This is a genomic window from Roseivirga sp. UBA1976 (genome assembly GCF_002336325.1).
Taxonomy (GTDB): domain Bacteria; phylum Bacteroidota; class Bacteroidia; order Cytophagales; family Cyclobacteriaceae; genus Roseivirga; species Roseivirga thermotolerans.
On record NZ_DDDQ01000087.1, the window covers coordinates 1 to 12,971 of the forward strand.

A 12,971-nucleotide genomic window follows, 5' to 3' on the forward strand; every position below is an offset into this window, starting at 1 on the left:
GAATCGTACGAGTATCTTTTTTACAAACGAAGATGGGTTGAGTTCTTTTCCATCCTGAGCGAAGCCGAAGGATCTGCCCATGCCTGACTGATCCCTCGGTAAACTCGGGATAAAAAGTTTAGCTGATTATACCCAGCGCCTTGGTTTCTTTCCACCCACCACGGGTAAAGTCCGGGCAAGCTTGAGGTATTAAATAGTATCGATTGCGAATGAATCGTACGAGTATCATTTATTACAAACGAAGATGGGTTGAGTTCTTTTCCATCCTGAGCGAAGCCGAAGGATCGGCAAAATGTATGGCCGATCCCTCGGTAAACTCGGGATAAAAAAAGGATTAGCTAATTATACTTAAAGCCTTAGTCTCTTTCCACCCACCACGGGTAAAGTCAGGGAAAGCTTGAGGCATTCCGCCTTCAGCTACAGATTTCTCACTCAAAGGACCAACCGCGCTCCAGAAGCAACCTTCGTATACGTTTTGATCCAGAGGGGTGCCGGTGCGCAGACACTCTACAATGCGATAACGCATAATGCCGTCCATTCCACCGTGGCCACTGTTTTTGGTGCTCTCATTGAGCTTCTTGTACAGCGGGTGATCATATCTTTCATATAAAGCCGCCAAGGCCTCTCTTCCTTGAGCCCACTGATGATGGTTGTCGGTAAGTCCTTCCACACCACCCTCCAAAGCAACGCGTGTGGGGAAGCCGGCCAATGTGCCCAAAGTACCCTGTATTAGGTTAAGTCTTGAGTATGGACGCGGGCTGGTTTCGTCCCATTGCACCATAATGGTTCTGCCAAGTTCAGTTTTGATTATAGAGGTGTTCAGGTCGCCTCCTTTATACTCCAATTGATTCCACTTATGATCGGCTGCATAGTTGGCCTTGGCATATTTGGCCCTGCCCATTGCCGGAGTAGAGTAGGATACCATTGTGCCGAAATTATCGTCAGTTCTTGCCAGGTTCATATACTGTGCCACCGGACCCAAACCGTGAGTAGGGTAGAGGTTACCGTTTCGGTTGGCATAGTGGTGGGTTCTCCATGAGCCTGTCCCACGCTCCTGCTCTTCCATCTGGAACCGCAGTTCGTGTATGTAAGAGGCTTCGCCATGTAAAATATCGCCAATCAACCCTTGCCTGCACATATTTAAGAACATGAGTTCGTCTCGGCCATAGTTTACATTTTCCATCATCATGCAATGCTTTCCCGTAGCTTCAGAGGTGTCTACAATAGCCCACATATCTTCTATGGTGGTGGCCATAGGTACTTCTACAAATGCGTGAGCCCCCTTCTTCATGCTTTCAATAGCCATTGGTGCATGGTTCACCCAATTGGTGCTTATAATTACCGCATCCGGTTTAACTTCTTCAAGCATTTGCTTCCAGCCATTTTCACTGCCATGGTAGAGCTTAATGTCCTGATGGCGCTGTCCGTTGCCTGCTTCTTTACATCGGTCGGCTGAACGCTGCGCCCAGTCTTCGTATAAATCGCTTATGGCCACAATTTCAGTGCCTTCAAGACTGGCGAAGTCCCGGGCATGCCCGCTGCCACGAGCTCCCACTCCAATAAGAGCTATTCTTACACGGTCTAGTTTTGGGGCGGCAAAGTCTCCCATGTATTGAGAGCCGCTAGGTCTGGTTTGCTCTTCCTCTGAACAACAGGTAAATGCCGTTGCTGTAGCCAGAGCGGCAGCCGAAAGTGAGGTTTTCTTTAAAAAATTCCGTCTGTCGAGTTTAGACATAGTTTGTAGTGAGTTAACGTTGAAAGGGCATATTCTTACCTTTTTGGCATAAAGTCAAACCCTTTCTTAAGTTTGCTTGGCTTTCCTTTGATTTGCTGAAGCCTCTGATCATTTTAGTTCAATGAAAAAAATATTTCTGCAAGGGATTTTTGCCCTACTGCTGTGTGCCTGCTCCAAGCCCGGTACCACCGACCTGGTCAGCTTTGAGGTATATTGCGAAATGGTGGCCAATGGCGCCAAACCAATTGCTCTCAGCCACCCCATGACAATGGAGGAGGCCGATCGGGCAATGCCAGAATTTGCACAAGTGGCCCGGAAAAATAACTTGTATGTATACAGGGAAGATAACTTTCCGGTTAGCGCTTTGTTCCCCGCTGAGACTACCAGGGAAAGGTCTGTCTTCGTTATCTTCAAAGACAGCCTTCGGTTAGAGCAGTACAGACAACTTAAACAAGACATTGCCGAAAGGAGGTGGGACGATCAGTTGCTGGCCAGGCGCATGGGGCGTCTTTTAGGATATAGTACTCAGGGTATCAACCATTTGTTGATGGAGAATACCGCCTTTCGAACAATTAACTCTTTTGGTATTAAAGAGCAAACCACTCACCTGTACTATAATGATCTTGCAAGGGCTAAGCAGTTCTATGCTGAACAATTGGGATTTACCCCGCTTGAAGATAACCGTTTTCAAATAAGCTCTACGTCCTACATTCAGCTGCATGCTCTATCTGCCGAACACCCCAAAGAACAACCTAAATCAACGGCCATTGCCCTGCTTACCGATCAGTTGCCTGAATGGTACGCCTATGTTCAGAAGCTGGGAATTCCCATAAAGTATAGTTACAAACCTAAGGAGGGTGGACCACACGATGGTTTTGTGGCTATTGATCCTGAAGGATATCTTCTGGAGTTTGAGCAGTTCAAGCAGCATCCGGAAAATGAACTACTAATGGCTGCACTGAGTAAGGTGCCGTATTTGACAACTACTGTCGATTCTTTAGGCTTCTATGGCTCTATTACCTGGACATACCACCAAGATTTATTGGCACAACAAAATTACTATCAAGAGGTGTTGGGTTTTGAAATGGTAGCTGACCAGGGGTGGACAAAGATATTTCAGACCTCCCACAGTAGCTTTATAGGGTTGGTGGATGAACGAAGAGGCATGGAGAACTATGCCAACGAAAAAGCAGTGGAGATTGGCTGGAAAGTAGAACAATTGGAGGCTTTACAAAGCTATTTGAGAACCAGTAATCCCGGCTTCTCGGGTAGTCTGATTGGCTCTGAGTTATATACCTATCGTTTTTATTAGAGAGGAGTTATCTACTAAAATTAGGCTCTAAAAAAAATGTCATTCCGAACTTATCCGTTTAAGTAGATAGGTTCAGAATGACATAAAGTCATTTTCAAGACAATCTTTTTTTGACTGGGGCTGTCGTGCTTCTTATTGTTTTTCCAGGTTGAAGACATAACGCCCATCAGCCCCACTAACCCCGGCAGCTACACCACCCGAGCGGGTGTAATCAACGGTCATAGTAAGTGTAGGTGGCGTAGCACTTGCATTCAGCGATATGCTGTACACATTGGAATTGTCTCCATCGAAAATTACCTCATTGATGTTGTTTCCATTAAAGTCCCAGGTGCCACTGGCTCCAAAAAATGGATCACCATCAGTACTGGTGTATGTTTTGCTGGTGGCATTTCCCCTAATGGTCATGGAGAAGTTTTCCAGCCCGTTGGCAGGAGCGCCATCAAAGGTAACCGATGTAGCTACCCAGGTAACACCGGAAGTACCCGCAAGGTCTACTAGCCGTTGTTCTTCAGGGGTAAGGCTGGGACCATCATCGCCACCGCCTCCGCAAGAGAAGACAGTCAATACAATAAGCAGCAGGCTGAGGGGTAGAAAGTAGCTTTTAATCTTGTTCATGTTGGGTTTGTTGTAGAATCAATAATAATTACTTTTTCGGAAAAAATGAGCTTATACCAAGACTATTTGAAGTCGGGAATATGTAAACTCTCTGTACAAAATTCATATTCATGCTTTTGGTTGGAGCTTACTAATACTAGCTTATCTTCTAAAATAGCCTCTACTGACTTCCTATACCAGGCTATTCCTGCCGTATCTAAATTGGTAGTGGGTTCGTCTAAAAGGCATATCTCGCTTTGCGAATAAAAACAAAGCCCCAACTTAAGTCTCTGCTTCATGCCCGAAGAAAAATTTCGAATAGGTTTTTCGGCACTATTTTGCAGATACACCAATTCTACAAAGTCATTAATGGTTAACCCTACTTTGAGCTTCTTAAATTTAAAATGGAAGGTTAGGAATTCTCGAAGGGTAAACTCCTCAATAAGCTCCAGGTATGGTGTAGAAATATCGAAGTGTTGATAGACTAATTCTGTCGGTACCGGTTTGTTGTTGAACGTATAGGTGACCTTACCTTCTGAAGCCGGAATATATCCACATAGCACCTGTAAAAAGGTAGATTTACCACTGCCATTGCCGCCTGTTATAGCACAAGGCTTGCCTTTTTCGAAGGCTATGGATAGGTTCCTGAATATCCACTCACGGTTAAATTTTTTACCTAAACCTTCAACCGCAATCTGCATATTACTTGGCGCTATATCCTTTCATTACTCCACGGTCAGAATTTCTAAAGAAATTGATGATTTCATCGCGTTCTTTAGAGGGGGTCATTTCAAGTTCTACCAAATCGAGGGCTTTGGAGTTGTTCAACCCTTTAAGGAATATGTAGCGATAAATTTCCTGGATCTCCGCAATCTTCTCGTTGGAGAAACCGCGTCTTCTAAGGCCAATGGAGTTAATGCCTGCATAGCTGAGGGGTTCACGCCCGGCTTTGGTATAGGGAGGCACATCCTTTCGCACCAATGAACCACCGGAAACCATGGTATGGGCACCAATATTCACAAACTGGTGAACAGCGGCTGCTCCGCCAACAATAGCCCAGTCATTGATAGTTACATGGCCGGCCAATTGTACGGCATTCACCAAAATACAATTGTCGCCAATTATACAGTCGTGAGCTACGTGTGTATAGGCCATAATCAGGCAGTTCTTGCCAATCACAGTTTTGTTGGTGGCGTCTGTTCCCCTGTTCAGGGTTACACACTCACGGATTACGGTGTTGTCGCCAACCTCTAAAACGGTGTCTTCACCACCAAATTTCAGGTCTTGAGGAATGGCCGATACAACTGCACCGGGAAATATTTTTACGTTTTTACCAATTCTTGCACCTTCCATAATGGTCACGTTGGAGCCTATCCAGGTGCCTTCTTCTATGACCACGTTTTTGCTAATGGTTACGAAAGGTTCTATCACCACATTTCGCGCAATTTTGGCTTCCGGGTGAATGTATGCTAGGGGTTGATTCATTGATTCTTTACAATTCTTGCGGTCATAGATGCTTCGCACACCAGGGTGTTTCCAACGTAGGCGTATCCATTCATTTGAGCAATGCCTCGTTTGATTGGAGCCGTGAGTTCACACTTGAACTTGATGGTGTCTCCGGGGATGACCATTTTTCTGAATTTACATTTGTCGATACCGAGGAAATAGGGTGTGTAGTTCTCAGGATCGGGTACGGTGTTCAAGACAAGGATACCACCAATTTGAGCCATAGCTTCAATTTGTAGCACTCCCGGCATTACCGGGTTTCCGGGGAAATGGCCTGTAAAAAAGGGTTCGTTAACGGTAACATTCTTTATACCTGCTACGGTAGTTTCATCCAGATGAAATATCTTGTCTATGAGCAAAAACGGATATCGGTGAGGTAGAATTTGTGTGATTTGGTTGATATCCATTACCGGCTCAACGTTCGGGTCGTAATATGGTGCTGAGCTCTTATTGGCCATCATAGCCTTCTTTAATTTTTTGGCAAATGCTACGTTGGCAGCATGCCCGGGCCTTGCGGCCAGTATTTGTGCTTTTATGGGGCGGCCAACGAGCGCTAAATCTCCTACTACATCCAATAGTTTATGGCGGGCAGGTTCATTGCGGTGTCTAAGTTCAACATTGTTTAGAATGCCCTCTTTCTTTACCTCTACTTTGGGTTTGTTAAACAAACCGGCCAGGTAATCAAGCTCCTCGTCTTTAACCACACGGTCTACCACCACAATGGCATTGTTTAGGTCGCCACCTCGAATGAGGTTGTTTTTATAAAGCATTTCCAATTCGTGCAGAAAACAGAAAGTTCTGCTCGAGGCAATGTCTTTTTTAAAGTCTTGAATATCGGTTAGCGAAGCATGCTGGCTACCTAGTACTGGCGAGTTGTAATCGACCATTACCGTAACCCGAAAATCGTCTAGAGGGAGTGCTGCAATTTCTACGTCTCTTTCCGGGTCGCGGTACATTATGCTTTCGGTGACCTCTAGAAAGTTTCGCAGTGCATTTTGCTGCTGTACGCCCACCTTCTCCAAAGCCTCAATAAACATTTTAGAGCTGCCGTCCAATATTGGAGGCTCGGGCCCATCAATTTTAATGAGTACGTTGTCTATTTCCAGGCCTACTAAAGCAGCCAGAGTATGTTCTACGGTATTCACCCGGGCTCCATTGTGTTCTATGGTAGTTCCTCTCGAAAGGTCTACAACATAGTCTACATCAGCATCTACAACAGGCTGGTCGGGCAAGTCAATTCGCTGGAATTTAATGCCGTGGTTAGGTGGGGCAGGAGTGAAGGTCATATTGGCAGTGACACCCGTATGGAGGCCAACTCCAGATACCGTTATGGATTCCCTAATCGTATGCTGCTTTGTCTTCATGCTTTCTGCGAAAATGCCGCAAATTTATAACTTTTTTTCCAGTTCCTTGACCCGTTCAATAAGATTAGGAAGGTTGCGGAGAATAACGCTTGCCCGCAGAAAATCTTTGTGTTCCATAATAGGTGAGCCGAACCAGACTTTGCCCTCCTGACTAATGGTTTTAGGCACACCCGCCTGGGGGCCTATAATGGTTTTGTTGGCAATACTTAAATGGCCGGTAATGCCTGCTTGTCCGCCTATTTGGCAATTTTCTCCGATTTTGGCACTTCCTGAAAGCCCGGCTTGAGAGGCTATTGCCGTATTTTTACCCACTTCAACGTTGTGAGCTATTTGCACCAGGTTGTCTATTTTGGCTCCCTTACGAATTACTGTAGCCCCCATAGTAGCACAGTCTATGGTGGTATTGGCTCCTATATCTACGTTGTCTTCTATAATTACATTTCCCGTTTGAGGAATGCTTTTGTACGTGCCATCGGCTTGGGGTGCAAAACCAAACCCATCGCTGCCAACAACCACTCCTGAATGCAGAACGCAGTTGGAGCCTATTTTGCAATTGGCATATACCTTTACTCCGGGATATAGAATGGTATTATCGCCTACTTCTACATGGTCTCCTAAATACACCTGCGGATATATTTTGGTGTTTTTGCCCACTTTAACGTTTTCGCCCAGATACGAAAAAGCCCCCAAATACACCTGTTCTCCATAGCTGGCCGACTCGTGCTGAAAAGAAGGCTGCTCGATGCCTGTTTTTACTTTGGCTGTCATTTTTTCGTACTCCTCGAGCAATCGGGCAAAAGCACTATAAGGGTCATCGACCCGAATAAGAGCTCCTTTAACCGGCTTTTCGGGCTCAAAATCACTTTTTACAATAACTGCACTTGCGCTAGTTGAGTAAATGTATGGTAGGTACTTGGGGTTGGCCAGAAAGGCTATGCTACCCGGAGTGGCTTCTTCAATCTTCTCCAGACGGTTCACCCTGGCTGTTCCATCTCCTTCTACTTTTCCTCCCAAAAGAGAGGCCACTTGTTCTACAGATATTTCCATGGTTATATTTCTGAGAGTCACAAATTTATGTCTTTTGGCCAGCATCGATAGTACTTGCGCACTATTTTACTCATGGCTTTAATGTTAGGCAGGTCGGCAGCTTCTACTACATCTCTCACCTCGCCATTTTTAGAGACAATCATTATCTTTTTATCGTTGGCCAGATAGGCATTGTTGGTTACCTGGCCTGTTGAAAAGAAGTACTTTACATCTTTGGGTTTTATGCCGTAAGCCTCGGCAATTTTAGTCTGAAACGCTTCTTTTTCTTCCCTGCTGGTAGGTTCCTGGCTAAAATGTATTTTAAAGAGTTCCCTGTTCAGTAACATTTGGCACAGTTTGGAGAGTATTGGGTCTTTATGTTTAGCCCAAATTTTAATGGCTCCCCAGAGATCATAATCATCAAGGTCTAAGAAGGCTTCCAGTATCTTGGGGTTCTCGGCAAATTGTTCCAGACCTATTTCCTTTTCAAAAAACAGCCTGAGGCTGTCACTCATAAATAGAGTTTCCGGCTGCTTCCGGGTTAGCTTTTTTGCTCTGTTAATAATAGATACCAGCATTTTTTCGGCACTTACACCCGCTTTGTGCAGGTATACCTGCCAGTACATAAGGCGTCTGGCACTCAAAAAGTTTTCTATGCTGTAAATTCCTTTTTCCTCTACCACCAGTTGGCCGTCTTTTACATCGAGCATTTTAATGATGCGGTCGGCCCCGATGGTCCCCTCTGATACTCCGGAAAAGAAGCTGTCGCGTTTTAGGTAGTCGAGTCGGTCTATGTCTAACTGACTGGAAACCAGTTGGTGTAGAAAGGGTTTGTGACAACTGCCGTTGAATATATCGAGTGCCATTGTGAGTGCACCATTAAACTCCTGATTCAGCCCCGAAATAATTATGCGGCTCAGGTGTTCGTGCGGTACATCTTCCAGTAGGCTAAATTCCAGAGCATGAGAGAAGGGGCCATGGCCCACATCGTGTAATAAAATGGCAATAAGAGCACCTTCATATTCACTTTCTGAAATTTCTACACCTTTGTTTCTCAGGTTGTCCAGCGTTATAGACATGAGGTGCATAGCACCCAGCGCATGGTGAAACCGAGTGTGGTGAGCACCGGGATAAACCAACTCTGCCAACCCCATTTGTTTAATGCGTCTGAGGCGTTGAAAACTAGGGTGGTTTATAATATCGAAAATCAGCTCATTTCTGATGGTGATGAACCCGTAGACCGGGTCATTGATTATCTTCCGCTTGTTCAAACTTTGTGCTTTAATTCTCTTAAATTCGAGCTTCTTCTCAATTTTGATTCATGCAAAGATATAACATTTTGTGGGCTGATGACGAGATCGATCTGCTGAAACCGCATATCCTTTTTCTAAAAGACAGAGGCTATGATGTGACACCCGTAACCAGTGGTGCCGATGCCATCGAGGCGGTGGAGCAAAAACCCTTTGATCTTGTTTTTTTAGATGAAAATATGCCGGGTATGACGGGCCTGGAAACACTGAGCTATATTAAAGGAAGCCGTCCGGCTCTTCCTGTGGTTATGATTACCAAAAACGAGGAAGAACACATAATGGAAGAAGCTATTGGTGCTAAAATTGCCGATTACCTCATAAAGCCACTTAACCCCAATCAGATACTAATTTCGGTAAAGAAACTGCTGGACAATCGCAGACTAGTGAGCGAACGAACCAACCTACATTATCAGCAAGATTTCAGGAATATCAGCATGAAGGTCAATGACTGGATCGACCACCACGAATGGGCCGAAATCTATAAAAAGCTGGTGTATTGGGAACTGGAAATTGAGGGGACGGAAAACAAGAGTATGGCGGAGGTTCTGGAAATGCAGAAAGTAGAGGCTAATGCTAATTTTGCCCGTTTTGTGGCCGAAAACTATTCGGAATGGCTTAATAATCAGGAGGCCGATAGACCGCTAATGTCGCACCAACTGCTTGCCAATAAGGTGTTTCCTGCCCTTAACGACTCTCCGGCCTTTCTCATTATTATCGATAACCTGAGGTTCGACCAGTGGAAAATTATTGAGCGCGATATTCTTGGCTATTTCAACCTGATGGAAGAAACAGCCTACTATTCTATATTGCCAACAACGACAGCCTATGCCCGAAATGCTATCTTTTCCGGTGAACTGCCTCTGGCCATGAGCCGGAAGTATCCGCAATTGTGGGTACATGACGATGACAGCGAAGAAGGCAAGAACAACAATGAGGAGGCATTTTTAAAGGAGAACCTTAAGAAGCATCGACTGAATGTTAAAACGAGCTATCACAAAATAATCCATGCTAATCAGGGTAAGCAACTCAACGATAGCTTCAATAACCTACTCAACAACCAGCTCAATGTAGTGGTCTACAACTTTGTAGACATGTTGTCGCATGCTAGAACAGACATTCGAATGATTAAGGAATTGGCGGCCGATGAAGCGGCCTACAGGTCGCTGACCAAGTCGTGGTTTCTGCACTCTCCTTTGTTCGATTTGCTGCGGCTCATTGCAGATAAGGGTTTGCGGGTAATGATTACTACAGACCATGGCACCTACAGGGTGAAACGCCCTTTTAAAATTGCTGGCGACAGAAATGTGAATACTAATCTTCGCTATAAGCAGGGTAAGAATTTGGGCTACCATGGTACTGACGGAATTTTTGAGGTACGAAAACCAGAAGAGCTCCATTTGCCAAAACCCAATGTGTCTACCTCGTATGTATTTGCTACAGACGATACTTTCTTTGCCTACCCGAACAATTACAATCACTACGTTAAGTATTACAGAGATACTTTTCAGCATGGTGGCGTATCGCTAGAAGAAATGATAATTCCTTTTATTTCATTAATTTCGAAGAGGGCTTAAAGCAGGAGAATGAAGCTAAAGGCAAACAGTGTGGGAGACCTCCCTGAATTGGCCTCCAAGATGGTTGAATGGGCCGGAGGTGAAAAGATTTGGGTATTGAATGGAGAAATGGGAGCCGGGAAAACTACACTTTCCAAGGCTATCGGTCAGGTACTAGGAGTAATAGATACGGTGCAAAGCCCAACATTTTCTATCGTCAACGAATACCTGACATTATCAGGAGATTCGATTTACCACTTCGATTTTTATCGCCTGGAACATCCTGAAGAGGCTTTGGCCATTGGGGTAGAAGAATACTTCGATTCCGGCAATTTATGTTTGATCGAATGGCCACAGAAAATAGGTAACTTGTTGCCCGAAAGGCATTTGGCTATACGTATTGAAGACTTAGGTAACGAACAACGAGAATTTACTTTAACGCATAATGGCAGGTAAGGAAAAAACAGGGTTTGCTCAATTGGCTAAAGAGGGTAGTTTATATCCTCAGGAGCAATTGCTCAAGGTAAAATCCGGGGCTAAAAACATGCTCATTTCTGTGCCCAAAGAGGTGTCTTTTCAAGAAAACCGGGTAAGTCTTACCCCAGCCGCAGTGGGTATACTGGTAGCTAATGGCCATGAGGTGCAGGTGGAGCAAGGAGCGGGCGAACATGCTCATTTTTCAGATGCAGAGTATGCTGAAAACGGGGCCAATATTGTGTACTCTAAGAAAGAGGCTTTTGAAGCAAACCTTATTGTGAAGGTAGAACCACCAACCAGTGAAGAAATTGATCTGATGAAGTCAGGGGCTACGGTATTTTCGGCCATGCAGCTAGCCAATACCTCGGCTGCCTATTACGAAGCGCTTAATAAAAAGAAGATCAGTGCACTGGGTTTTGAGTTGCTTCAAGACAAAGCCGGAGGCTTGCCTATAGTGAATGCAATGAGCGAACTGGCCGGCAGTTTGGCCATACCCATAGCGGTAGAGTATCTGAGCACAGCCAATGGCGGAAAAGGAATCATTCTGGGAGGTATAACAGGAGTACCACCCACACGGGTAATTATTTTAGGAGCAGGTACTGTGGCAGAATATGCCTCCAGAGCTGCCTTAGGATTGGGGGCAGAAGTGCGTATTTTCGACAACGAAATTTACAAGCTCAGAAGAATAAAGCACAAGCTGGGTAATCAGGCTTTTACTGCGGTAATAGATAGTGTCACGCTGAGTCAGTCTCTACTCTCGGCCGATGTAGTGATAGGAGCGCTTAGAGCCGAAAAAGGCAGAGCCCGATGCGTAGTAACTGAAGAAATGGTAGCTAGTATGAAACCCGGTTCGGTTATAATTGATGTTTCCATAGATCAGGGCGGCTGTATAGAAACTTCTGAGATTACCACGCACGATGAACCGGTATTCAGAAAGTTTGATGTGATTCACTATTGTGTGCCGAATATTGCTTCCAGAGCTGCAAGAACAGCCACTACAGCCCTCAGCAACATACTTACTCCCGTGCTGCTTAAACTGGCCGAAACAGGTGGAATTGATGATATGATGTATGCGTACAGTTGGTTTAGCCAGGGTATTTATGCCTACAAAGGCTGTACAACACACCTGGAAATTGCCAAGCGATTTAACCTGCCATACAAAGATTTAAGTCTGCTGATGGCCGCACGGTTTTAGTCTTTTACTATTTGGCTACTCAATGCTGTAAAGAGGCTCTTGGCTATTGTGCTTTCTTTCTTTTCAGAGTCAATTTCGGTAAACTCGGTTACTCCGGAGTGATCTTTCAGGTTTTTATCGTCCAGTGTTTTAAAGGCCATCGTCCAGTTGGGGTAAATGCGGTACTCACTTTCCTTCATATGCAGCAGCAATACATCGTAGTGGCGCGGGTCATGTTTTATCCGATCGAATAAATCGAGTAAAACCTGGAATTCTCCTTCCAGTATTTGTAAAAACTGCCCACCATGAAAGAGCAAACAGCCTGTAATATGGTTGGCTTCGTTGAAGCTTCTGGCAGTAGAAAGTATGTCATTAAAATCTTTTTCGCTAAGTCCGGAACTGGCCGTACTTCTGTAAATGAGTTCGTATAGCATAGGCATTACACTAGGTGTTTCAATATACTAAAAATGCATTTACAGAAGGCAGGTCAACCATACCTTACTGCATAAAGATGGCCGATCACCTTTTGAAAAAGATTGGAGCAGCTCCTGAACGAACAACAATCTTTTTTTGAGTAAGAACCAGCAATAAATGGGGTATATCCAAATGGCTGACAGGATGGTGTACAGGCTGAAAGAAAGTGTTTTGCCTGAGCCCCCTTCTTTGCGCATTTGAAATACGGTTATAAGGTGTGCTGCCGGTAAGAAGGTGGAACTGTATAAATGAGTACAATAACCATTCTTGACGGCTCATATCACTGTTTTCACAGAAGCCATGTGTTTCAGGTTTTCAGCCCCGCTGCGAGTAACTGAACCAGGCTGTTCAATACTTTAAAGCAGTGCTTTGGTCATACCATGAGTTAATTATTTTAACCTGAGTTCGATGTAAGAAAAGAACGTCATGCCGGAAAAACAGGCCTT

Annotated in this window: 12 protein-coding genes; 4 read left to right on the forward strand and 8 right to left on the reverse strand. The window is 44.8% G+C overall.

Annotated elements, in window-relative coordinates:
- Window positions 1-334 precede the first annotated feature (334 nt).
- Window positions 335-1,735 carry a Gfo/Idh/MocA family protein gene (locus tag B3763_RS08305; RefSeq protein WP_286745622.1) on the reverse strand — a complete coding sequence of 467 codons (1,401 nt, stop codon included), beginning with the start codon at window positions 1,733-1,735 and terminating at the stop codon, window positions 335-337.
- 121 nt (window positions 1,736-1,856) lie between these two features.
- Between B3763_RS08305 and B3763_RS08310 the strand changes: the two genes are divergently transcribed.
- Window positions 1,857-3,047: a VOC family protein gene (locus tag B3763_RS08310; protein WP_286745626.1), complete on the forward strand. Its 1,191-nt coding sequence runs from the start codon at window positions 1,857-1,859 to the stop codon at window positions 3,045-3,047.
- A 132-nt stretch (window positions 3,048-3,179) separates the two neighbouring features.
- Here B3763_RS08310 and B3763_RS08315 read toward each other — a convergent pair whose 3' ends face one another.
- From B3763_RS08315 to B3763_RS08340, 6 genes are all read right to left on the reverse strand, one after another.
- Window positions 3,180-3,662: a lipocalin family protein gene (locus B3763_RS08315; protein WP_189629373.1), complete on the reverse strand. Its 483-nt coding sequence runs from the start codon at window positions 3,660-3,662 to the stop codon at window positions 3,180-3,182.
- A gap of 62 nt (window positions 3,663-3,724) precedes the next feature.
- Window positions 3,725-4,342, reverse strand: coding sequence for an ABC transporter ATP-binding protein (locus B3763_RS08320; protein WP_286745629.1), 618 nt, complete (start codon window positions 4,340-4,342; stop codon window positions 3,725-3,727).
- 1 nt (window position 4,343) lies between these two features.
- Window positions 4,344-5,126 (reverse strand): acyl-ACP--UDP-N-acetylglucosamine O-acyltransferase, encoded by a 783-nt coding sequence (lpxA, locus tag B3763_RS08325; protein ID WP_286745632.1) that lies wholly within the window; start codon window positions 5,124-5,126, stop codon window positions 4,344-4,346.
- A complete protein-coding gene (locus B3763_RS08330; protein WP_189629376.1) occupies window positions 5,123-6,511 on the reverse strand; it encodes a bifunctional UDP-3-O-[3-hydroxymyristoyl] N-acetylglucosamine deacetylase/3-hydroxyacyl-ACP dehydratase in 1,389 nt (462 codons plus the stop codon). The genes lpxA and B3763_RS08330 overlap by 4 nt, the downstream gene beginning before the upstream one ends.
- Before the next feature lie 24 nt (window positions 6,512-6,535).
- Window positions 6,536-7,558 carry a UDP-3-O-(3-hydroxymyristoyl)glucosamine N-acyltransferase gene (gene lpxD / locus B3763_RS08335; RefSeq protein WP_286745634.1) on the reverse strand — a complete coding sequence of 341 codons (1,023 nt, stop codon included), beginning with the start codon at window positions 7,556-7,558 and terminating at the stop codon, window positions 6,536-6,538.
- Window positions 7,559-7,575: 17 nt separating this feature from the next.
- Complete coding sequence (locus tag B3763_RS08340; protein WP_286745636.1) at window positions 7,576-8,808, reverse strand: HD domain-containing protein; 1,233 nt, start codon at window positions 8,806-8,808, stop codon at window positions 7,576-7,578.
- Between the two features lie 50 nt (window positions 8,809-8,858).
- On the opposite strand from B3763_RS08340, the gene B3763_RS08345 reads away from it, so the two are divergent.
- Genes B3763_RS08345 through B3763_RS08355 form a run of 3 tightly spaced genes read left to right on the forward strand, consistent with a single transcriptional unit; the run spans window position 8,859 to window position 12,072 of the window.
- A complete protein-coding gene (locus tag B3763_RS08345; protein WP_286745638.1) occupies window positions 8,859-10,421 on the forward strand; it encodes a PglZ domain-containing protein in 1,563 nt (520 codons plus the stop codon).
- A gap of 9 nt (window positions 10,422-10,430) precedes the next feature.
- Entirely contained in the window at window positions 10,431-10,856 is a 426-nt protein-coding gene (gene tsaE / locus B3763_RS08350; RefSeq protein WP_286745640.1) for a tRNA (adenosine(37)-N6)-threonylcarbamoyltransferase complex ATPase subunit type 1 TsaE, read from the forward strand.
- On the forward strand, window positions 10,846-12,072 hold the full coding sequence (locus B3763_RS08355) for an alanine dehydrogenase (protein WP_189629381.1): 1,227 nt from the start codon (window positions 10,846-10,848) through the stop codon (window positions 12,070-12,072). The genes tsaE and B3763_RS08355 overlap by 11 nt, the downstream gene beginning before the upstream one ends.
- Here B3763_RS08355 and B3763_RS08360 read toward each other — a convergent pair.
- Window positions 12,069-12,491, reverse strand: coding sequence for a BLUF domain-containing protein (locus tag B3763_RS08360; protein ID WP_189629382.1), 423 nt, complete (start codon window positions 12,489-12,491; stop codon window positions 12,069-12,071). The two genes, B3763_RS08355 and B3763_RS08360, sit on opposite strands and share 4 nt — an antisense overlap.
- Window positions 12,492-12,971 lie beyond the last annotated feature (480 nt).

Coding starts and splice junctions, on each gene's coding strand:
- B3763_RS08305 (WP_286745622.1), bottom strand. CDS start 1,735: ATGTCTAAACTCGACAGACGGAATTTTTTAAAGAAAACCTCACTTTCG.
- B3763_RS08310 (WP_286745626.1), top strand. CDS start 1,857: ATGAAAAAAATATTTCTGCAAGGGATTTTTGCCCTACTGCTGTGTGCC.
- B3763_RS08315 (WP_189629373.1), bottom strand. CDS start 3,662: ATGAACAAGATTAAAAGCTACTTTCTACCCCTCAGCCTGCTGCTTATT.
- B3763_RS08320 (WP_286745629.1), bottom strand. CDS start 4,342: ATGCAGATTGCGGTTGAAGGTTTAGGTAAAAAATTTAACCGTGAGTGG.
- lpxA (WP_286745632.1), bottom strand. CDS start 5,126: ATGAATCAACCCCTAGCATACATTCACCCGGAAGCCAAAATTGCGCGA.
- B3763_RS08330 (WP_189629376.1), bottom strand. CDS start 6,511: ATGAAGACAAAGCAGCATACGATTAGGGAATCCATAACGGTATCTGGA.
- lpxD (WP_286745634.1), bottom strand. CDS start 7,558: ATGGAAATATCTGTAGAACAAGTGGCCTCTCTTTTGGGAGGAAAAGTA.
- B3763_RS08345 (WP_286745638.1), top strand. CDS start 8,859: ATGCAAAGATATAACATTTTGTGGGCTGATGACGAGATCGATCTGCTG.
- tsaE (WP_286745640.1), top strand. CDS start 10,431: ATGAAGCTAAAGGCAAACAGTGTGGGAGACCTCCCTGAATTGGCCTCC.
- B3763_RS08355 (WP_189629381.1), top strand. CDS start 10,846: ATGGCAGGTAAGGAAAAAACAGGGTTTGCTCAATTGGCTAAAGAGGGT.
- B3763_RS08360 (WP_189629382.1), bottom strand. CDS start 12,491: ATGCCTATGCTATACGAACTCATTTACAGAAGTACGGCCAGTTCCGGA.